The following is a 19,827-nucleotide window of genomic DNA, read 5'->3' as shown; positions in this document are numbered from 1 at the left end:
CATATGTGCTCACAGTACAGTACCGGTCGCTTCGTTCAATAGCGTTTCGACGAAAAGTTCTGTCCGAAAAATGTCGGGGCCGTTCGGGCGTCGGGGCCGCAGGTGATGGCAGAGTCGTGTGTGACAGCAGGTGACATGGGGGTCCACGACCGAACCGGAGATGACGGTGAGCAACGAGGATGCGCGCGTGGCACGCACACGTGCCGACGTCTCCCGTACCGTCCGACGCCTGCTCGCGGAGGAGGGATGGGACGCGGTGACGCACGCCCATGTGGCGCGCGTGGCCGGGTACTCGAAGACGACGCTCTACACGCATTGGCCGTCCCGGGCGGATCTGTTGCGTATCGCGGTGGAGTCCCTCGGCGACATGCCCCACGCCGAGTCCACCGGTGACCTGCGGGCCGATCTCGTCGCGGAGGTGACCGCCTTCCGCACCGCGATCGAGGAACTCGCCCTCGACAAGGTCCTGATGGCCCTCGCGCAGCAGGGGGCCACGGTCGACGAGATCGGTGAGGTCCGCAAGGCGCTCGTCGCCGACGGCGAACGCCACATCCGGCATCTGCTGTCGGTGACCACCGACGAGCGGCGCCGCGACGCGGCGGTCCAGATGATGTCGGGCGTCGTGCTGTGTCCCGCCGTCATGTACGGCGAGTTGCCCGACGACCGGGTGATCGCCGAGGCGGTCGACATCCTGCTGGGCGGGCTCGGGGAGGCGTGAGCGGCCCGGAGAGCGGCGTCCGGTGGGTGCGGAGGACGGACCACGGCGTCCCGATCGACCTCGCCGTCCGACGGTCACGCGGCGGTACCGGCACACCGGTGCTCGCCGTGCACGGCATGGGCGGCGACCACACCACTTGGCGTCGGTTGGCCGCGGGGCTCCGGGCCGACGGTCGACCGGTGATCTCCTACGACCAACGCGGCCACGGGCAGAGTTCGCGCGGCGTGTACGAGCTCGATCGGCTTCGTGACGATCTGCTGTCCGTCGTCGAGGACCTCCCGGACGCGCAGACCGTCGACGTCGTCGCCCACTCGCTGGGCGCCCACGTGGCGCTGCGCGCCGCGATGGCGACCCCGGGACGGTTCGGTCGTCTCGTCCTCGAGGAGGTGCCGCCGACCCCCCGGGACGCCGCCGATGTCGCGGAGGGCATCACACCGCGCTCGTCACCGCGTGAGCTGGTGCTCGGTGTCCTCGACGTGATCCGGGACCCGCGTCCGGTGATGCGCTTCGACGCCCGCCTCGCGCCCACCGTCCAGGCGGAGTTCGACGCGCCGGACCCGGACTGGTGGGCCGGGCTGCGTCGCGTGAGCACACCCGTGCTCGTCATCTCCGGAGGCGACCAGAGCTTCCTGCCGCCGCGGCACCTGCGCACTCTCGCCGGGGCACTGCCGGATGGTCGCTTCCTGGCCATCCCGACAGGGCACAGTGTGCACCGCGACCGCCCCGACGACTTCGCCGCGGCCACGCTCGCCTTCCTGCGCGGTGAGGACGTCGGGACCCGCGCCTGACCGCCATTTCCGACCCCCGACGCCGGGTACCCGCCGCCCATGACCACGCGCTGGGACCGTGACGTCGCGCCGGGGATCCACCGGCTCGAGCACGCGCACACGAACCTGTACCTGGTGGAGACCGACGGGGGGCTCCTCCTCGTCGACACCGGCCTGCCCCGGTCCTACCGACCTCTGCTCGACGCGATCGCCGATCTGGGGCACACGCCGGCGGACATCACCGCTGTCGTCCTCACGCACGGCCACTTCGACCACGTCGGCACGGCGCGACGTCTCGCCGGCCGCTGGGACCTGCCGATCCTGGCGCCCGAGCTGGATCGTCGACTGGTGGCGCACCCGTACCGCTACCTGCACGAGAACTCCCGGGTCGGGGCGCCCCTGCGACACCCACGGTCGTGGCCGCTCCTCGGGGCGATGGTCGGGGCGGGTGCCCTCGTCGTGCGCGGTGTCCCCTCGCGGCAGGTCACGACCCTCGACGCGGGCACCCCGTTGCCCGCCGGCACACAGGTGATCCCCACGCCCGGGCACACGGCGGGACACGTCGCGCTGCACTGGCCCGACCGCGGGGTCGTCATCGCCGGCGACGCGCTCGTCACCCTCGACCCCTACACCGGCGAGACCGGACCCCGGATCGTCGCGGGCGCGGCCACCGCCGACATCGACCGGAACCTCGCGTCGCTGGACGCGCTCGCGGCGACGGGGGCCACGACCGTCCTGCCCGGTCACGGCGAGCCCTGGCACGAGGGCGTCGCCGCCGCGGTCGACCGCGCCCGGTCGACGCGCAGCTGACGCCGCTGACACACTCGGGCACGTGAGCCCACCCGATCCCGCGTCGCGCTGTCCGTGCACGTCGGGGCTGACGTACGGGGAGTGCTGTGGGCCGCGCCTGGACGGCACGCGTCCGGCTCCGACCGCCGAGACGCTGATGCGGTCACGGTTCACGGCCTTCGCGGTCGGCGACGTCGCCCACCTGCGGGCGTCCTGGCACCCGACCACCCGGCCGGAGTGCCTCGACCTCGACCCGGACGTGCGGTGGTACCGCCTGGACGTCGTCGACGTCGTCGCGGGCGGTCCGTTCGACGACGACGGGGAGGTGGCGTTCCGTGCGTTCCACCGCTCAGCCGACGGGCGCGGCGTCCTCGCGGAGCGCAGCCGCTTCGTGCGGGACGACGGCCGCTGGTACTACCTCGACGGTGTGGTCGGCTGAGGTCGCCGCCCCCGCGTCAGCGGGTGGTGATCCAGGTGAGGACCGACTGCGCGGCCTTCGGGTCGCCGTACTGCGTCCCGACCGCGCCCGCGACACCCGCGCCGACCGCGGCCCCGACGGCGGCACCCGGTACGGCCAGGATGCACGCGCCGAACACGGTGCAGCCCACCACGAGTCCGACCGCCGCGCCGACGACCGTCCCGACTCCCGCCCCGGCGGCCGCGGCGACCGTGCCGGCACGGTTCAGGCCGTTGGCGACATGGAAGAGCATGTCGTAGTAGGCGCGGTCCTTGGCCGCCGAGACCGGGTGCTCGCCGTGCCTCAGCGCGGTGGCCACCGCGGCCGGGAGCTCGGGCGTCAACGTCGCCGTGCGGCCGTCGGCACCGAGCGAGGTCCGCAGCGACACCGGTGTCCCGTCGAGCGGGACGGAGGTCGGGATGCGATCGAGCACGTGCCCGCGGGGATCGGTGACGACCAACCCGTCCGGCGCCTGCCGGAACGTCGCCCCCGACAGCGCCGACGTGATGCTGCCGTCGTGGGTGACCGCGACCCGATAGGTCGGCGGGGCGTCCGCGCCCGCCGTACCCGAGACGCTGCCCCCGATGACCATCGCCGCGACCACCGCCGGCGCCACGACCGACGTCGTGCGCGCGGCGATGACCATGCGTCCACCCCGCATGATGTCCCCCTCAGAACTGATCACGCGGATGCTATCCGACGGCGGACCCGCGAGGCCGGACGTGGGTCCACGCCGCGCCCGGGGTGGGTGAGTGGGTGCCCTCGGTGAGACTCGAACTCACACTGGACGGGTTTTGAATCCGTTGCCTCTGCCAATTGGGCTACGAGGGCGTGGCGTCGACGGTGTCGTCGGACGCGCGGAGCACCACGCTAGTGGATCCGCGGCGGCCCGGGCCAGCCGGTAGGGTTGCCCGGCACATCCCGACGCCGCGCTCGCGCGGTCGCTCGGTCCCGCATCGCCCCACCCGTGGAGGTCGTCGTGACGCCCGCACCGTCCCCCTCGTCGGTCCCGCCGCAGCGCCCCACACCCCAGCGGTCCGTCCCCGACGAGCCCGTCGCCGAGCCCGGCCCGGTGTCGCGGCGCGTGCTGGTGGCCGAGGACGACTCCCTCATCCGGATGGACCTGACCGAGATGCTCCGGGAAGAGGGCTACGACGTCGTCGGGGAGGCCCCGAACGGTCAGGTGGCCGTCGAGCTCACCGAGTCCCTGTCGCCGGACCTCGTGATCATGGACGTCAAGATGCCCGTCCGCGACGGCATCGACGCCGCGGGTGAGATCGCCCGCAAGCGCTTGGCGCCGGTCGTCATGCTGACTGCCTTCTCCCAACGCGACTTCGTCGAGAAGGCCCGGGACGCGGGCGCCATGGCCTATCTCGTCAAGCCGTTCAGCAAGGCCGATCTCGTCCCGGCGATCGAGGTGGCGGTCTCGCGATACACCGAGCTGACGACGCTCGAACGCGAGATCGCCGACATGAACGACCGTCTCGAGACACGCAAGCTCGTCGAGCGCGCCAAAGGATTGCTGATGTCCAGTCAATCACTCTCCGAGCCCGAGGCTTTCACCTGGATCCAGCGCGCGGCGATGGACCGGCGCACGACGATGAAGGCGGTCGCCCAGGTCGTCGTCGAGACCCTCGGTGACGGCAAGGCCTGATCGGCCCGGTCCCGACGCTGAGTCCGGCTAAGGATATCGGCGGCCCAACGACACACTGCCGCAACACGATTGCCACATTCGGTGCGCCGCGGCGGACACGTATCGGCGAATGACGCCGATGTCGCGCGAACGACCACGATCGGGGCTAAGTTCTCTCAGCAGCGTCGGCGACAGTCGCTGACGGGCTTCGTGCGGCGACACCGGTCGCCGCCGATCGGAGGAATGACCAGATGAATCGTCGGGTGACGGTGGGAGCGTTCGCGGTCGCGATGGCGGCCGTGCTGACCGTGTCGGCCTGTGGCAGCAAGAGTTCGGGTGGGTCGGAGGGCGGTTCGTCCGCCTCGGCCGGGTCGTCGTCGGGCATCACGATCGCCCCGATCGCCCAGATCGACACCGCGGGCAAGGAGGTCCCGACCGCGAGCGAGTCGTCGGCGATCCTGCCCGCCGGTGACGGCAAGGCCACGTGCCCCGCGTCGACGATCGCGATGGCGGGTGCGCTGACCGGTGACAACGCGGCCTTGGGCATCAACATCCGCGACGGCGCCCAGCTCGCCGTCGACCAGCACAACAAGGCCAACCCGGGGTGCCAGATCACCCTGAAGACCTTCGACACCGAGGGTGACCCGCAGAAGGCGAGTCAGGTCGCGCCGCAGATCACCAACGACCAGTCGATCATCGGTCTCATCGGTCCCGCCTTCTCCGGCGAGACCAAGGCGACCGGTGGCGTGTTCAACCAGGCCGGTCTGGTGGCGACCACAGCGTCGGCGACCAACCCGGCCCTGGCCACCAACGGCTGGAAGACCTTCTTCCGCGGCCTGGCCAACGACGACGTGCAGGGTCCCGCCGTCGCGAAGTACATGACCGGCAAGCTGGGCTTCAAGAAGGTCTGCGTGATCAAGGACGACAGCGAGTACGCCGCCGGTCTGGCCAAGGCCATCACCACGGGCCTGGGGTCGGCGAACGACAGCTCCTGCAACGGCGACGTGAAGACCAAGGACCGCGACTTCTCCGCGATCATCACCAAGGTCAACGCAGCGAAGCCCGACGCCGTCTTCTACGCCGGGTACTACGCGGAGGCCGCACCGCTGGTGCAGCAGATGAAGAACGCGGGTGTCGAGGCGACGTTCGTCTCCGGTGACGGTGTCAACGACCCGCAGTTCGTCTCGCAGGCCGGGTCCGCCGCGAAGGGCGCCGATCTCTCCTGCCCGTGTGGTCCCGCCCCGGACGCCTTCAAGTCGGCGTACAAGACCGAGTTCAACCAGGACCCGGGCGTGTACTCCGTCGAGGCGTACGACCTCGCGACGATCCTGATGCGCGGCATCGGCGCCGGCAACACCACGCGCCCGAAGCTGCTCGAGTACGTCCGCAACTACGACGGCCAGGGTCTCGCCCGCACCTACAAGTGGACGTCGGACGGTGAGCTCACCAGCTCGCTGATCTGGATGTACGACGTCAAGTAGTCCGCTGACGACGATGCGCCCGGACCCCGGGTCCGGGCGCATCGTCGTGTGAGCGACTCCGCGGGGAGGACACCGAGGAATGCACGCACTGGCCGACGGCCTGGTCCTGGCCTCGACCGTCGACTTCGACCTGAGGTCGCTGTACGACGGTTTCTGGACACTCACCATCGAGGGGTTGACCTACGGCGCGATCTACGCGCTCGTGGCGGTCGGCTACACGCTCGTCTACGGCGTCCTCAAGCTCATCAACTTCGCCCACTCCGAGGTCTTCATGGTGGGCATGTTCGGGCAGTACGTGGCGCTTCTGCTGCTCGGGTTCACCCCGTCGGGCAACGCCTACGCCGAGGGCACGGCCATGACCCTGGTGTACCTGGTCATCGCGTGCATCTTCGGCATGGCGGTCTCGGGTGTCACCGCCGTCGGCCTCGAACGGGTCGCCTACCGGCCACTGCGCAAGCGGGGGGCGAAGCCGCTGACGTTCCTCATCACCGCCATCGGCATGTCGTTCGTGCTGCAGGAGTTCGTGCACTACGTCCTGCCGAAGTTCGGCGGTGACCCGCCGCTGGGCGGGTCGACGGCACAGCCCGGCATCCGGCTCGTCGAGCAGAAGAAGCTGTTCGAGATCTTCGACGCGTCGGTGTTCAACCTGACGCTCATCATCATCGGCAGCGCGCTGGTGTTGACCTTCCTGGCCGACACGCTGATCAACCGCACCAAGCTGGGGCGCGGGATCCGTTCCGTCGCACAGGATCCCGAGGCGGCGACGCTGATGGGTGTCTCACGGGAGCGGGTCATCATGCTGACGTTCCTCATCGGTGGACTCCTCGCCGGCGCCGCCGCACTGCTGTACACCCTGCGTGTCCCCACCGGCATCGTCTACAACGGCGGCTTCATCCTCGGCATCAAGGCGTTCTCCGCCGCGGTGCTCGGCGGCATCGGCAACATCCGCGGCGCGCTGCTCGGCGGGCTGCTGTTGGGCGTGATGGAGAACTACGGTTCGGTGGTGTTCGGCAACCAGTGGAAGGACGTCGTGGCGTTCGTGCTGCTCATCCTGGTGCTGATGATCCGGCCCACCGGCATCCTCGGCGAGAAGCTCACGAGGGCCCGCGTATGAGCGCCCCCACGACGACCGACAAGGCCGCTCCCGAGCGCGGTCGGGGACTCGGCGACCGCATCCGTTTCTGGTGGAACAACCTTCCCCGTCCGCAGCAGTGGGCGATCGGTGTCCCGGCGGTGATCGTCATCGCGCTGCTGCCGGTGATCAAGCCCCCGCTCATCAGCACCACCGCCGTCGACTTCGGCGGCATGATGGCGCAGTTCGCGATGATCGCCCTCATCGCGATCGGTCTGAACGTCGTCGTCGGGCAGACGGGTCTGCTCGACCTCGGCTACGTCGGCTTCTACGCCGTCGGTGCCTACGTGGTCGCGCTTTTCACCTCCCCGGCGAGCCCGGTGTGGGACTCCAGCGACCACGGGTTCTTCTCCGGCCCATGGGCGTGGCTGGCGTGTGTGCCGCTGGCGATCGTGCTGACCGGTGTCACCGGGGTCATCCTCGGCACCCCGACGCTGCGTCTGCGAGGGGACTACCTCGCCATCGTGACGCTCGGGTTCGGTGAGATCGTGCGACTTCTCGCCGACAACCTCACCGACGTCACCAACGGTGCCGCCGGATTGCAGAACGTGCTGTTCCCCGAGGTCGGCCGGTCGGCGCAGAACCCTGACGGTGTCTTCTCCTCCGGCAACAACTCCGGGACGCTGAACTTCGGCGTGTGGTGGTTCTGGCTCGGACTCGTCCTGGTGATCGCGGTGCTGTTCTTCGTCGGCAACCTCGAGCGCAGCCGGGTGGGTCGGTCGTGGATCGCCATCCGCGAGGACGAGGACGTCGCCGAGATCATGGGCGTGCCGACGTTCCGGTTCAAGCTGTGGGCGTTCGTCATCGGGGCCGGGATCGGTGGGCTGTCGGGTGCGCTGTACGCGGGCCAGGTGCAGTACGTCGACCCGAAGGGCTTCACGGTCATCAACTCGATGCTGTTCCTGTGCGCCGTCGTCGTCGGCGGACAGGGCAACAAACTCGGCGTCATCGTCGGGGCGTTCATCATCGTGTACCTCCCCGCGCGGGTGCAGGGCATCCAGGTCGGCGACCAGTCCCTCGGTGACTTCAAGTACCTGTTCTTCGGGGTGGCGCTGGTGGCGCTGATGATCTTCCGGCCGCAGGGCATGTTCCCGGCGCGTGCCCGACTGCTGGCATACGGCAGACAGGTGTACGCGGCGGTGACCACGCCGGTGCGCGCGCGACGGGCGGACACCGCTGCGGTGGAGGCGAAGTCGTGAGCGGCGAGCACCGGGCCGACGAGAACCGGGCCGACGGCACGGGCCGACCCGTCGACCCGACACCCGAGCAGGAGGTGCAGGCCGTCCTCGCCGACCCGGCGTCGCGGACCGTCGTCGACCCGACGGCGGTCAACCCCGACCTCGCCGACCCCGACTTCGTCGCCGACGTCGTGGCCCCGAGCCGGGACATCGGCGCGAAGGTGGGCGAACCGCTGCTCGAGGTGTCCGGTCTGACGGTGCGGTTCGGTGGTGTCACCGCCCTCGACGACGTCAGCTTCACCATCGACCGCGGCGACATCTTCGGGCTCATCGGGCCGAACGGCGCCGGCAAGACGACCTGCTTCAACGCGATCACCGGCGTCTACGAACCCGCCGCCGGGTCGGTCACGTTCGACGGCCGGCCGCTCAAGCGGGTCAAACGGCACCAGATCACCCGGCGCGGTATCGCCCGCACCTTTCAGAACGTGCGGCTGTTCGGTGAGATGACGGCCCTGGAGAACGTGGTCGTGGGAACCGATGCGCGGCACCGCACCTCGGTGCTCGGGGCCGCCCTGCGACTCCCTCGTCACCACCGCGAGGAGCGCGACGCCGTCGACCGCGGGATGGCGTTGCTGGAGTTCGTCGGTATCGGTGCGCGTGCCGCGGAGAAGGCGCGCAACCTGCCCTACGGCGACCAACGACGGCTCGAGATCGCCCGCGCCCTGGCGACCGAACCCAAGCTCCTGTGTCTCGACGAGCCCGCCGCCGGGTTCAACCCCAGCGAGAAGGTCGCGCTGATGGAGCTGATCCAGAAGGTGCGTGACGACGGGTTCACCGTCCTGCTCATCGAGCACGACATGAAACTGGTCATGGGTGTCACCGAGCGGATCGTCGTGCTCGAGTTCGGGCGCAAGATCGCCGAGGGCACGCCCGCACAGGTCCGCGACGACCCGAAGGTGATCTCGGCGTACCTCGGCGTCCCCGACGAGTCGGACGAGGCCGCGGTCGGTCCGGAGGATGCCTCGGTGCCCGGGGCGGGAGAGGGAGACGATGGCCGAGCGTGAGATCGTCCTGCGCATCGAGGACATGTCGGTGCACTACGGCCGCATCCAGGCGATCCGCAACCTGTCGCTGACGGTCGGGGCGGGCGAGCTGGTGTCGCTGCTCGGCGCGAACGGCGCCGGCAAGTCCACGACGATGCGCGGACTGTCCGGGCTGCGTCCGCTGTCGACGGGACGCATCGAGTTCCTCGGCACCGACATCACCCGGATGCCCCCGCACAAACGGGTCGCGATGGGCGTCGTGCAGGTGCCCGAGGGGCGACGCATCTTCCCGGGCATGACCGTCGTCGAGAACCTCGACATGGGTTGCTACGGACGGAAGTTCGACTCCAAGGCGCAGTACGCGGAGACCCGTGACCGCGTGTTCGAGCTGTTCCCGCGCCTGGCCGAGCGGCGGTCGCAACTCGGCGGCACGATGTCGGGCGGTGAGCAGCAGATGCTCGCGATCGGGCGCGCGATGATGGCCCGCCCGACGCTGCTGTTGCTCGACGAGCCGTCGATGGGTCTGGCGCCGATGGTCATCGCCCAGATCTTCGACATCATCGGCGAGATCAACGCCGCCGGCACCACCATCCTGCTCGTCGAGCAGAACGCCCACCAGGCGCTCAAACGCGCTGACCGTGGGTACGTGCTGGAGACGGGTGAGATCACCAGGTCGGGGTCGGGCGCGGAGCTGCTCGCCGACGACTCGATCCGCAACGCCTACCTCGGCGTCGCCTGACTTCTCCCGGGCCGGAGCGGCGTGTCGGGCCCGCTCCCTAGACTCGGGGGCGTGACTCCCGCCTCGACGTCCGCGACCCGCACCGGCCCCGCGAAGGGGTCGTCGTCCGCGAAGGGCTCGGCGCCCACGCTGATGCTGCTCGACGGGCACTCGCTGGCCTACCGGGCGTTCTTCGCCCTCCCGGCGGAGAACTTCAAGACCGCGTCGGGGCAGACCACGAACGCGGTCTACGGGTTCACGTCCATGCTGATCAACCTCCTGCGCGACGAGGAGCCGACGCACATCGCCGCGGCGTTCGACGTGTCGCGCAAGACGTTCCGCGCCGAGATGTACTCCGACTACAAGGCGCAGCGGTCGAAGTCACCCGACGAGTTCGCGGGCCAGGTCGACCTGACCAAGGACGTGCTCGCCGCGATGGGCATCCCCGTGCTCGCCATCGAGGGCTACGAGGCCGACGACATCATCGCCACCCTCACTACCCAGGCGCGGGCGGCGGGGTTCCGCGTCCTCGCCGTCACCGGCGACCGCGACGCGCTCCAACTCGTCGACGACCACACCACCGTCCTCTACCCCCGCAAGGGCGTGTCCGACCTCACCCGGTTCACCCCCGAGGAGGTCGACAAGAAATACGGGCTGACGCCGGCGCAGTATCCCGACTACGCGGCCCTGCGCGGCGACCCGAGCGACAACCTGCCCGGCATCCCGGGCGTGGGGGAGAAGACCGCCGCGAAGTGGATCCGTGAGCACGGATCGCTGGAGGCGCTCGTCCACGACGTCGACCAGGTGAAGGGCAAGGTCGGCGACGCCCTGCGCGAGAACCTGTCGTCGGTGCTGATGAACCGTCGACTGACCGAGTTGGTGCGCGACGTCGACCTGCCGCTCGCGCCCGAGGACCTCGCGCTCAAGCCGTGGGACCGGGACCGCATCCACCAGCTCTTCGACGACCTGGAGTTCCGTGTGCTGCGGGACCGGCTGTTCTCGACGCTGAGCTCGGTCGAGCCCGAGGCCGAGGCGGGGTTCGAGGTCAACGGCGAGATCCTCGCCCCGGGTTCGGTGCGCGCCTGGCTCGACGAGCACGCCCGCACCGGGCGGACGGCGCTCGGCGTGGTCGGCCCGCAGCGTGTGTTCGACTCCGACACCGAGGGGATCGCCCTGGCCGCCGAGGACGGCCACGCCGCCTGGCTCGACACCGCCGTCCTCGACCCCGACGACGAGACCGCCCTCGTCGACTGGCTGGGGGAAGCCGGCGTCGCCAAGGCGATCCACGAGGCGAAATGGGCCTTCCACGCCCTGCGCGGACGTGGGTGGCCGCTCGCGGGCGTCACGAGCGACACGTCGCTCGCCGCCTACCTGGTCCGACCGGGTCAGCGGTCGTTCAACCTCGACGACCTCGCGCTGCGGTACCTGCGGCGCGAGCTGCGGTCCGACGACGCCCCCGACGACGGGCAGATGTCCCTGCTGGACGGTGAGGCGGAGGAGGCGCACGCCGCCGAGCAGCACATGATCGCCGCGCAGGCCGTGCACGAGCTCGCCGCCACGCTCGACGCGGAGCTGGAGACCATCGACTCGCTGTCGCTGCTCACCGACATGGAGCTGCCGCTGCTGATGGTCCTCGCCGAGATCGAGGCCGCGGGGATCGCCGTCGACACCGCACACCTCGAGGGCCTCGGTGAGGGCTTCGCGGACCGCATCCGCACCGCCGCCGACGCGGCGTACGCCGTGATCGGGGAGCAGATCAACCTCGGTTCCCCCAAGCAGCTGCAGACGGTGCTCTTCGACAAGCTCGAGATGCCGAAGACCAAGCGCACCAAGACCGGCTACACCACCGACGCCGACGCGCTGGCGGGGCTCTACGAGAAGACGCAGCACCCCTTCCTCGAGCACCTGCTCGAACACCGGGACGCGACGCGGCTGAAGGTCACCGTCGACGGGCTCCTCAAGTCGGTGTCGGACGACGGGCGCATCCACACCACCTTCAACCAGACCATCGCGGCGACGGGTCGCCTGTCGTCGACCGAGCCGAACCTGCAGAACATCCCGGTCCGGACCGAGGCCGGGCGGGACATCCGCAAGGGGTTCGTTGTCGGGACGGACCCGTCGGGAGACGCCTACGACTGCCTGATGACCGCCGACTACAGCCAGATCGAGATGCGCATCATGGCGCACCTCTCGGAGGACGCCGGGCTGATCGAGGCGTTCAACACCGGCGAGGACCTGCACAGCTTCGTCGGGTCACGGGCGTTCGGCGTACCGATCGACGAGGTCACCACGGACATGCGTCGGCGGGTCAAGGCCATGTCCTACGGACTCGCCTACGGGCTCAGCGCCTTCGGGCTCGCCGCCCAGCTGAAGATCAGCACCACCGAGGCCAAGGAGCAGATGGAGGCGTACTTCGCCCGCTTCGGTGGCGTGCGCGACTACCTCCACGAGACCGTCGAGGAGGCGCGCCGCAACGAGTACACCTCGACCCTGTTCGGTCGGCGCCGCTACCTGCCGGACCTCAACAGCGACAACCGTCAGCGCCGCGAGGTCGCCGAACGTGCCGCGCTCAACGCGCCGATCCAGGGCACGGCCGCCGACATCATCAAGGTCGCGATGATCGACGTGCAGCGCGCACTCGCCGACACCGGTCTGCGCTCGCGGATGCTGCTGCAGGTGCACGACGAGCTCGTCTTCGAGGTCGCACCGGGGGAGCGGGAACAGCTCGAGGAACTGGTGCGCGCCAAGATGGGCGGCGCCATCGAGTTGTCCGTGCCGCTCGACGTCTCCGTGGGTTACGGACGCTCGTGGGACGACGCCGCCCACTGATGCCACTCAGCCGCTGAGATCGGTGACGGTGCGCGCGTCGGAGTCCCACCGCCGCATTCCGTCGAGGTGGACGGTGCCGTCGATGCGGTGGTCGACCACGAGGCGCAGCACGTCCGACAGCTGGTCGAACGGCACGCGCCGCGCGACCGTGACGTGCGCGGTCCATCCGTCCGTTCCGCTGTGCGCGACGGGATCGACGGCGGCGGCGCCGATGGTCTCGACCACCGCGGAGTGTGTCACGAGCAGGTCGGCCGTCGGGACCACGAGCAGAGCGACGGTCGCGGTCCGCCCACCGAACACGACGGGGGCGCCGATCTCGACCGGCAGGGGCAGTCGGTCACGGGCGAGTCCGCGCATCGCGGGGTCCGTCGTGTCGTCGATGGTCCGCGCCGCGACCAGCGTGACGTGCGGCCGGTTCGACTCCGACGACACCGACGCCTGACTGGGCAGACCCGCGTCGATCAGCGCGTCCCAGATGTCGCGTATCCGACGCTCGGTGTCGGGGTCGGGGAGCAGCTCGACGGAATGTGCCATGGGGACAGTGTGATCGGCTCAGTTAAAACCCGGTAACCGCGGCGCAGCACACCGTTCATGTCGTCTACTGTCACCCCGAGGCGACGACACGCCGTGTCGCCCGTACCCGAAGGGGATCAACCAGTGCGATCGACACGACTCGCGACCACGGTCGCCGCCGCGGCAGTGGTCCTGCTCGCGGCCGCCGGCTGCTCGAACAGCGAGGGTGGTGGTTCCGGGGCGGCTCCGTCCTCGGGCGCGCCGACCTCCGTCGCGAAGAACGACGCGCTCGCCGCGCAGCTGCCCGCGAAGATCAAGAACGCCGGCGTCATCGTCGTGGGCGTGAACGTCCCGTACGCCCCCAACGAGTTCAAGGACTCCTCGGGCAAGATCGTCGGCTTCGACGTCGACCTGGTGAACGCGATCGCGTCGACGCTCGGTGTGCGCGCGGAGTACAAGGAATCCGACTTCGCGAAGATCATCCCGGCGGTGCAGCAGGGCACCTACGACATGGGCATGTCGTCGTTCACCGACTCCAAGGAGCGCCAGCAGCAGGTCGACTTCGTCGACTACTTCAGCGCCGGCAGCCAGTGGGCGCAGCCGTCGGGCAAGACGGTCGACCCGAACAACGCGTGTGGTCTACGTGTCGCGGTCCAGTCGGACACGGTCCAGGACACCGACGAGATCCCCGCGAAGAGCGAGGCGTGCGTCAAGGCGGGCAAGCCCGCGATCGACAAGGTCAAGTACCCCAGCCAGGCCGACGCGACCAACGCGCTCGTCCTGGGTCGCGTCGCTGCGATGTCGGCCGATTCCCCGGTCACCGCGTACGCGATCAAACAGTCGGGCGGGAAGATCGAGGCGGCCGGGTCGATCTTCGACTCGGCCCCGTATGGCTACCCCGTCGCGAAGGGCTCTCCCCTCGGACCGGTTCTCCAGAAGGCGGTCCAGGCGTTGATCGACAACGGGACCTACAAGGCCATCGCCGGCTCGTGGGGTGTCCAGGAAGGCGCCATCACGCAGTCCGTGATCAACGGCGCCACCAGCTGATCCGATGTCCGTGACCCCGCCCGGTGCGGTCCCCGCGGGGCCCGCACCGTCGGATCCCGTCCCCATCACGGCCATCCCGGTCCGACGACCCGGCCAGTGGGCGGCGGCGGCGATCGTCCTCGTCCTCCTCGCCTTGTTCGTGTACGGCGCGGCGACGAACCCGGCCTATGGGTGGTCGACCTACGGCAAGTACCTGTTCGACACGCGGATCCTGTCGGGCGTCGGCTACACCATCGCCCTCACCGTGCTGTCGATGGTCATCGGTGTGGTGCTCGGGGCCCTGCTCGCGGTCATGCGCCTCACCCCGAACCCGGTGCTGCGCTCGGTCAGCTGGGTGTACCTGTGGATCTTCCGCGGGACACCGGTCTATGTGCAGCTCGTGTTCTGGGGCCTGTTCCCGTCGCTCTACAAGACGATCAAGCTGGGCATCCCGTTCTCGACCACGTTCGCCGAGTTCGACATCCAGGACCTCAACGCGGCCTTCACCTTCGCGGTCATCGGCCTCGCGCTGAACGAGTCCGCGTACATGGCCGAGATCGTCCGCGCCGGGATCCTGTCGGTCGGCGAGGGGCAGACGGAGGCGTCGAAAGCGCTCGGCATGTCGTGGGCGCAGACGATGTGGCGGACGGTGCTGCCGCAGGCCATGCGCGTGATCATCCCGCCGACGGGCAACGAGGTCATCAGCATGCTGAAGACCACCACGCTCGTCACGGCTGTCCCGTTCAGCCTGGAGGTGTACGGCCGGCAGGCCGACATCGCCGGGGTCATCTTCCAGCCGATCCCGCTGCTGCTGGTCGCGTCGACCTGGTACCTGGTGATCACCAGCGTTCTGATGGTCGGGCAGTTCTATCTGGAGAGGTACTACGCGCGCGGTGCGACGCGTGAGCTCACCGGCCGGCAGCTGGCGGCGATGGCGGCCATGACGGGTAATCGCGACGCCGGCGGGGCGGGGGGATCATGACCACACCGATGGTGCGCGCCGAGCAGGTGTGCAAGGACTTCGGTTCCCACCGGGTGCTCAACGGCGTCTCGCTCGAGGTGAAGCGGGGCGAGGTCCTCTGCGTCATCGGGCCGTCGGGCTCGGGCAAGTCGACGTTCCTGCGGTGCATCAACCACCTCGAGTCGGTCAACGCCGGACGCCTCTACGTCGACGGCGACCTGATCGGGTACCGCGAGGCGAACGGCAAGCTGTACGAGCTCAGCGAGAAGCAGGCCGCCAGGCAACGTCGCGACATCGGGATGGTGTTCCAGCACTTCAACCTGTTCGGTCACCGGACCGCACTCGAGAACATCATCGAGGCGCCGATCCGGGTGAAGGGTGTCGACCGCTCGAGCGCCGTCGCCCGCGCGAAGGACCTGCTCGGCCAGGTCGGCCTCGCGGACAAGGCCGACTCCTACCCGGCGCAGCTGTCGGGCGGTCAGCAGCAGCGCGTCGCGATCGCCCGCGCGCTCGCGATGGACCCCAAGCTCATGCTGTTCGACGAGCCGACGTCCGCGCTCGACCCCGAGCTCGTCGGTGACGTCCTGCAGGTGATGCGCAACCTGGCGTCCGAGGGCATGACGATGGTCGTCGTGACCCACGAGATGGGCTTCGCCCGTGAGGTCGCCGACCACCTCGTGTTCATGGACGGCGGGCGCGTCGTCGAGGAGGGCGTGCCGACCGAGGTGCTCTCCGCGCCGCGCGAGGACCGGACGAAGGCGTTCCTCTCCCGCATCCTCTGACGGGCTCGACCGCGGTGCCCCAATGACCTCCGAGGTCATCGACACGATGACCTGCGGGCGGCGACGATGAGGTCGCCGTCGAGGAGGTCGCCATGCCACATCCGCCCGCCCCGTCACTGCCCGCCAGCCTGCCCCGCTGGCTGCGGCCGGTGATGATCGCCGACCGCACGCTGTCCGCGTGGTTCGTCGGGTGCGGGTTCGGGTTCGCGCCACTGCTCCTCGCGCTCACGCACGCTCCCTGGGCCACCGCGCTCGCGGTCACCGCGATCGCCGTCGCAGGGCTGTGGCTGGGCCTGCTCGGGATCGGCATGGCGTGGGGTCTCGCCCAGGTGCTGCGTGCCGGTGACGAACTGCCGCACCAGTACTGGGCGTCGATCATCGAGATGCCGCCCCCCGCAGCCGGGTCCGACGGAGGACGCCGGTGACCGCGACCGTGCCGGTCGGTGAGCAGCTGCGTGCCTGGCGGGAGCGCCGGGGTCTCAGCCAGTTGGCCGTGTCGTCGGAGACGGGTGTGTCGACCCGCCATCTCAGCTGGGTCGAGACCGGGCGGTCCCGTCCGTCTGCGGCGATGGTGCTGCGCCTGGCCGACCACCTCGACGTCCCGCTGCGGGAGCGCAACCGCCTGTTGCTCTCCGCGGGTCATGCGCCGGTGCACACCGAACACGACCTCTCCGACCCCGAGGTGGCCGCCGTGGCCGACGCCCTGCGCGCCGTCCTCGACGCGCACCGGCCCCACCCGGCACTGGTGCTCGATCGTCGGTGGCGGCTCGTGGCGGCGAACGACGCGGTCGCCCCGCTGCTGGCGGGCTGCGCCGAGCATCTGCTCGCGCCGCCTGTCGACGTGCTCCGGCTGACCCTGCACCCTGACGGGCTGGCCCCTCGGATCGTCGACCTGCCGACGTGGCGGTCGCACCTGCTGACGCGGGTGCGGCGGCGCCACCACGCCGATGGGGACCCGCAGCTCGGCGCCGTCCTGGCGGAGTTCGACGACCCGTCCGACGCGCCGACCCCGCCCACCGACCCGGTGGTGACGATGCGACTACGCGTCGCCGACACGGTGCTGTCGATGTTCTCGATGGCAGCGGCCGTGCAGACCGCCGGCGACGTCACCGTCGAGGAACTCACCGTCGAGCTGTTCTTCCCCGCCGACGTCGCGACCCGAGAGTGGTTCGCGCGCGAGTGATCCCGACCGGTCAGGCCGGCATGTGGGTCACGAAGATCGCGGTTCCGGGGAAGTACTGGCCGCGCAGCGGACTCCACTGGCCCCACTCCTGGTCGAGCCACTCCGGCCACTCGGGCTCGACGATGTCGTCCAGGATCAGCCCGGCCGCACGGATCTCGCGGACGCGATCACCGATGGTCCGATGGTGCTCGACGTAGGCCACCCGCCCGTCGTCGTCGACCTCGACGTACGGCGAGCGGTCGAAGTAGGGGATCGACGCGGTGAGCCCGCGGGGGCCCGGGTCGTCCGGGAAGATCCAGCGCACGGGATGGTTGACGGCGAACACCCACCGGCCGCCGGGACGCAGGACCCGCGCGACCTCCGCCATGACGCGCGCGGAGTCGGCGACGAACGGCACCGCACCGAAGGCCGAGCACGCGATGTCGAACACGGCGTCGGCGAAGGGCAGGTGCTCGGCGCCGGCCTGGACGAGCGCGGGCACCGCGGCGGACGAGCCCGCCGCGACGGCCCGCCGCCCGCGTGCGAGCATCACCGCCGAGACGTCGAGCCCGACGACCCGCGCGCCCTGCGTGGCCAGCCAGCGGGCGCACGGCGCCGAGCCGCACCCGACCTCGAGGACGTCGCGTCCGGCCACCTCGCCCAGCAGCCGGGCGTCGCCCTCGTGCAGGCCCTCGGGGCACCAGACGAACTCGCCGCCGGGGGAGTCGACGCCGAGGAACCGGCCGTGCTCCTCGTCGTAGGAGTGCGCGTCGGAGTCCCACCAGCGTCGGCTGGCGTCCTCGCTGGTCGCGGAGTCGGGGGTGGCCCGTGCAGGTCTGGTCACCGGTCCCTCACCCCTGTTTGCCCAGCGTCCGGGGCCTGGCGTAGCCTTCTCTACGCGCGTGCCCCATGCCCGCGTGGGTAGTCATGTCCTCGTCTGTCCGGTCCTCGTCGGCCGGACGACGGCCGGCGGCGGAACATCCAGACCGTCAGGCCGGTTGCATCGACCGTCCGAGATCCACCGAAACCTACTACCACCTGTCCGGAGCAACCCACCACATGCCGTCCTCCACCATCGCCTCGCCGCAAGTTGCCGTCAACGACATCGGCACTGCCGAGGACTTCCTCGCCGCCATCGACTCCACGATCAAGTACTTCAACGACGGCGACATCGTCGAGGGAACCATCGTCAAGGTCGACCGCGACGAGGTCCTGCTCGACATCGGGTACAAGACGGAGGGCGTCATCCCCTCCCGTGAACTGTCCATCAAGCACGACGTCGACCCCAACGAGGTCGTCGAGGTCGGCGACGCGGTGGAAGCACTCGTCCTCACCAAGGAGGACAAAGAGGGTCGGTTGATCCTGTCCAAGAAGCGCGCCCAGTACGAGCGCGCCTGGGGCACGATCGAGGAGCTCAAGGAGAAGGACGAGGCCGTCAAGGGCACCGTCATCGAGGTCGTCAAGGGCGGCCTCATCCTCGACATCGGCCTGCGTGGCTTCCTGCCCGCGTCGCTCGTCGAGATGCGTCGCGTCCGCGACCTCCAGCCGTACATCGGCAAGGAGATCGAGGCCAAGATCATCGAGCTCGACAAGAACCGCAACAACGTGGTGCTGTCGCGTCGCGCGTGGCTCGAGCAGACCCAGTCCGAGGTCCGCAGCGAGTTCCTGCACCAGCTGCAGAAGGGCCAGGTCCGCAAGGGCGTCGTGTCCTCGATCGTCAACTTCGGTGCCTTCGTCGACCTCGGTGGGGTCGACGGCCTGGTGCACGTCTCGGAGCTGTCGTGGAAGCACATCGACCACCCGTCGGAGGTCGTAGCCGTGGGCGACGAGGTCACCGTCGAGGTGCTCGACGTCGATCTCGACCGCGAGCGTGTCTCCCTGTCGCTCAAGGCGACCCAGGAGGACCCGTGGCGTCAGTTCGCCCGCACCCACGCGATCGGTCAGATCGTCCCGGGCAAGGTCACCAAGCTGGTCCCGTTCGGCGCGTTCGTCCGCGTCGAGGAGGGCATCGAGGGCCTGGTGCACATCTCGGAGCTGGCCGAGCGCCACGTCGAGGTGCCGGACCAGGTCGTCGCGGTCAACGACGACGCGATGGTCAAGGTCATCGACATCGATCTCGAGCGTCGTCGTATCTCGCTGAGCCTCAAGCAGGCCAACGAGGACTACACCGAGGAGTTCGACCCGTCGAAGTACGGCATGGCCGACAGCTACGACGAGCAGGGGAACTACATCTTCCCCGAGGGCTTCGACTCCGAGACCAACGAATGGCTCGAGGGCTTCGAGAAGCAGCGTGAGGCGTGGGAGGCCCGGTACGCCGAGGCCGAGCGTCGCCACAAGCTGCACACCGCCCAGATCGAGAAGTTCGCCAAGGCGGCGGAGGAGGCGGCCAACGCCCCCAGCGACTACTCCTCGGAGTCGTCGACGTCCACCGGCGGCTCGGCCGGCGGCTCGTCGAGCGCCCCGCGTGGCGGTTCGCTCGCCAGCGACGAGCAGCTCGCCGCTCTGCGGGAGAAGCTGTCCGGCAACGCCTGACATCTCGGCACGTCCCCGACGGCGCCTCGACCCGCACGGGTCGGGGCGCCGTCGTCGTGATCGAGGTCACACGACGATCGGGGTGTGAGGCAGTCGTGGCCCTCGC

At 69.8% G+C, this 19,827-nt stretch carries 20 protein-coding genes and 1 tRNA gene; 17 read left to right on the top strand and 4 right to left on the bottom strand.

Annotation, left to right across the window (positions count from 1 at the left end; translation table 11 throughout):
• The first annotated feature begins 187 nt into the window (after positions 1-187).
• The 4 genes from LX12_RS18235 to LX12_RS18220 are packed head-to-tail and all read left to right on the top strand — an operon-like array spanning position 188 to position 2,713.
• Complete coding sequence (locus LX12_RS18235; protein WP_253656021.1) at positions 188-718, top strand: TetR/AcrR family transcriptional regulator; 531 nt, start codon at positions 188-190, stop codon at positions 716-718.
• Positions 715-1,506: an alpha/beta fold hydrolase gene (locus tag LX12_RS18230; RefSeq protein ID WP_253656020.1), complete on the top strand. Its 792-nt coding sequence runs from the start codon at positions 715-717 to the stop codon at positions 1,504-1,506. The genes LX12_RS18235 and LX12_RS18230 overlap by 4 nt, the downstream gene beginning before the upstream one ends.
• Positions 1,507-1,545: 39 nt before the next feature.
• On the top strand, positions 1,546-2,295 hold the full coding sequence (locus LX12_RS18225) for an MBL fold metallo-hydrolase (RefSeq protein ID WP_253656019.1): 750 nt from the start codon (positions 1,546-1,548) through the stop codon (positions 2,293-2,295).
• Positions 2,296-2,317: 22 nt separating this feature from the next.
• On the top strand, positions 2,318-2,713 hold the full coding sequence (locus LX12_RS18220; RefSeq protein ID WP_253656018.1) for a YchJ family protein: 396 nt from the start codon (positions 2,318-2,320) through the stop codon (positions 2,711-2,713).
• A 16-nt stretch (positions 2,714-2,729) separates the two neighbouring features.
• On the opposite strand, the gene LX12_RS18215 is transcribed toward LX12_RS18220, so the two are convergent.
• Positions 2,730-3,416 carry a DUF8020 domain-containing protein gene (locus tag LX12_RS18215; protein WP_253656017.1) on the bottom strand — a complete coding sequence of 229 codons (687 nt, stop codon included), beginning with the start codon at positions 3,414-3,416 and terminating at the stop codon, positions 2,730-2,732.
• Between the two features lie 72 nt (positions 3,417-3,488).
• Positions 3,489-3,562 (bottom strand) — tRNA-Leu (locus LX12_RS18210).
• 241 nt (positions 3,563-3,803) lie between these two features.
• Between LX12_RS18210 and LX12_RS18205 the strand changes: the two genes are divergently transcribed.
• The 7 genes from LX12_RS18205 (at position 3,804) to polA (ending at position 12,745) form a co-directional block, all read left to right on the top strand.
• The gene (locus LX12_RS18205) at positions 3,804-4,385 is read left to right on the top strand and encodes an ANTAR domain-containing response regulator (RefSeq protein ID WP_253656334.1); all 582 of its coding nucleotides are present in this window, start codon (positions 3,804-3,806) and stop codon (positions 4,383-4,385) included.
• 230 nt (positions 4,386-4,615) lie between these two features.
• Positions 4,616-5,845, top strand: coding sequence for a branched-chain amino acid ABC transporter substrate-binding protein (locus tag LX12_RS18200; protein WP_253656016.1), 1,230 nt, complete (start codon positions 4,616-4,618; stop codon positions 5,843-5,845).
• 79 nt (positions 5,846-5,924) lie between these two features.
• Entirely contained in the window at positions 5,925-6,959 is a 1,035-nt protein-coding gene (locus LX12_RS18195; protein WP_253656015.1) for a branched-chain amino acid ABC transporter permease, read from the top strand.
• Entirely contained in the window at positions 6,956-8,176 is a 1,221-nt protein-coding gene (locus LX12_RS18190; protein ID WP_253656014.1) for a branched-chain amino acid ABC transporter permease, read from the top strand. The genes LX12_RS18195 and LX12_RS18190 overlap by 4 nt, the downstream gene beginning before the upstream one ends.
• A 74-nt stretch (positions 8,177-8,250) precedes the next feature.
• Entirely contained in the window at positions 8,251-9,219 is a 969-nt protein-coding gene (locus LX12_RS18185; protein ID WP_253656333.1) for an ABC transporter ATP-binding protein, read from the top strand.
• Positions 9,206-9,937: an ABC transporter ATP-binding protein gene (locus LX12_RS18180; RefSeq protein ID WP_253656013.1), complete on the top strand. Its 732-nt coding sequence runs from the start codon at positions 9,206-9,208 to the stop codon at positions 9,935-9,937. The genes LX12_RS18185 and LX12_RS18180 overlap by 14 nt, the downstream gene beginning before the upstream one ends.
• Before the next feature lie 51 nt (positions 9,938-9,988).
• Positions 9,989-12,745: a DNA polymerase I gene (gene polA, locus LX12_RS18175; RefSeq protein ID WP_253656012.1), complete on the top strand. Its 2,757-nt coding sequence runs from the start codon at positions 9,989-9,991 to the stop codon at positions 12,743-12,745.
• A gap of 6 nt (positions 12,746-12,751) precedes the next feature.
• On the opposite strand, the gene LX12_RS18170 is transcribed toward polA, so the two are convergent.
• Positions 12,752-13,279 (bottom strand): 2'-5' RNA ligase family protein, encoded by a 528-nt coding sequence (locus tag LX12_RS18170; protein ID WP_253656011.1) that lies wholly within the window; start codon positions 13,277-13,279, stop codon positions 12,752-12,754.
• A 123-nt stretch (positions 13,280-13,402) separates the two neighbouring features.
• Here LX12_RS18170 and LX12_RS18165 point away from each other — a divergent pair, with 123 nt between their 5' ends.
• The 5 genes from LX12_RS18165 to LX12_RS18145 all read left to right on the top strand — a co-directional run bounded on the left by LX12_RS18165 (position 13,403) and on the right by LX12_RS18145 (position 17,210).
• Entirely contained in the window at positions 13,403-14,305 is a 903-nt protein-coding gene (locus tag LX12_RS18165; RefSeq protein WP_253656010.1) for an ABC transporter substrate-binding protein, read from the top strand.
• Between the two features lie 4 nt (positions 14,306-14,309).
• Positions 14,310-15,266, top strand: a complete 957-nt coding sequence (locus tag LX12_RS18160; RefSeq protein WP_253656009.1) for an amino acid ABC transporter permease — start codon at positions 14,310-14,312, stop codon at positions 15,264-15,266.
• Positions 15,263-16,027 carry an amino acid ABC transporter ATP-binding protein gene (locus LX12_RS18155; RefSeq protein WP_301284817.1) on the top strand — a complete coding sequence of 255 codons (765 nt, stop codon included), beginning with the start codon at positions 15,263-15,265 and terminating at the stop codon, positions 16,025-16,027. Before LX12_RS18160 ends, LX12_RS18155 begins: the two co-directional genes overlap by 4 nt.
• A gap of 92 nt (positions 16,028-16,119) precedes the next feature.
• Positions 16,120-16,452, top strand: coding sequence for a hypothetical protein (locus tag LX12_RS18150; protein ID WP_253656008.1), 333 nt, complete (start codon positions 16,120-16,122; stop codon positions 16,450-16,452).
• Positions 16,449-17,210, top strand: a complete 762-nt coding sequence (locus LX12_RS18145) for a helix-turn-helix domain-containing protein (RefSeq protein ID WP_253656007.1) — start codon at positions 16,449-16,451, stop codon at positions 17,208-17,210. The genes LX12_RS18150 and LX12_RS18145 overlap by 4 nt, the downstream gene beginning before the upstream one ends.
• Before the next feature lie 10 nt (positions 17,211-17,220).
• On the opposite strand, the gene LX12_RS18140 is transcribed toward LX12_RS18145, so the two are convergent.
• Positions 17,221-18,033 carry a class I SAM-dependent methyltransferase gene (locus tag LX12_RS18140; RefSeq protein ID WP_253656006.1) on the bottom strand — a complete coding sequence of 271 codons (813 nt, stop codon included), beginning with the start codon at positions 18,031-18,033 and terminating at the stop codon, positions 17,221-17,223.
• A 215-nt stretch (positions 18,034-18,248) separates the two neighbouring features.
• Here LX12_RS18140 and rpsA point away from each other — a divergent pair, with 215 nt between their 5' ends.
• Complete coding sequence (gene rpsA, locus LX12_RS18135) at positions 18,249-19,721, top strand: 30S ribosomal protein S1 (protein WP_253656005.1); 1,473 nt, start codon at positions 18,249-18,251, stop codon at positions 19,719-19,721.
• The last annotated feature ends 106 nt before the right edge of the window (positions 19,722-19,827 follow it).

Origin of the sequence: Williamsia serinedens (assembly GCF_024171725.1) — a bacterium.
Classification (GTDB): Bacteria; Actinomycetota; Actinomycetes; order Mycobacteriales; family Mycobacteriaceae; genus Williamsia_A; species Williamsia_A serinedens.
This window is presented reverse-complemented; position numbering and strand designations above follow the sequence as displayed.

Coding starts and splice junctions, on each gene's coding strand:
- LX12_RS18225 (WP_253656019.1), top strand. CDS start 1,546: ATGACCACGCGCTGGGACCGTGACGTCGCGCCGGGGATCCACCGGCTC.
- LX12_RS18200 (WP_253656016.1), top strand. CDS start 4,616: ATGAATCGTCGGGTGACGGTGGGAGCGTTCGCGGTCGCGATGGCGGCC.
- LX12_RS18195 (WP_253656015.1), top strand. CDS start 5,925: ATGCACGCACTGGCCGACGGCCTGGTCCTGGCCTCGACCGTCGACTTC.
- LX12_RS18190 (WP_253656014.1), top strand. CDS start 6,956: ATGAGCGCCCCCACGACGACCGACAAGGCCGCTCCCGAGCGCGGTCGG.
- LX12_RS18180 (WP_253656013.1), top strand. CDS start 9,206: ATGGCCGAGCGTGAGATCGTCCTGCGCATCGAGGACATGTCGGTGCAC.
- LX12_RS18170 (WP_253656011.1), bottom strand. CDS start 13,279: ATGGCACATTCCGTCGAGCTGCTCCCCGACCCCGACACCGAGCGTCGG.
- LX12_RS18160 (WP_253656009.1), top strand. CDS start 14,310: ATGTCCGTGACCCCGCCCGGTGCGGTCCCCGCGGGGCCCGCACCGTCG.
- LX12_RS18155 (WP_301284817.1), top strand. CDS start 15,263: ATGACCACACCGATGGTGCGCGCCGAGCAGGTGTGCAAGGACTTCGGT.
- LX12_RS18150 (WP_253656008.1), top strand. CDS start 16,120: ATGCCACATCCGCCCGCCCCGTCACTGCCCGCCAGCCTGCCCCGCTGG.
- rpsA (WP_253656005.1), top strand. CDS start 18,249: ATGCCGTCCTCCACCATCGCCTCGCCGCAAGTTGCCGTCAACGACATC.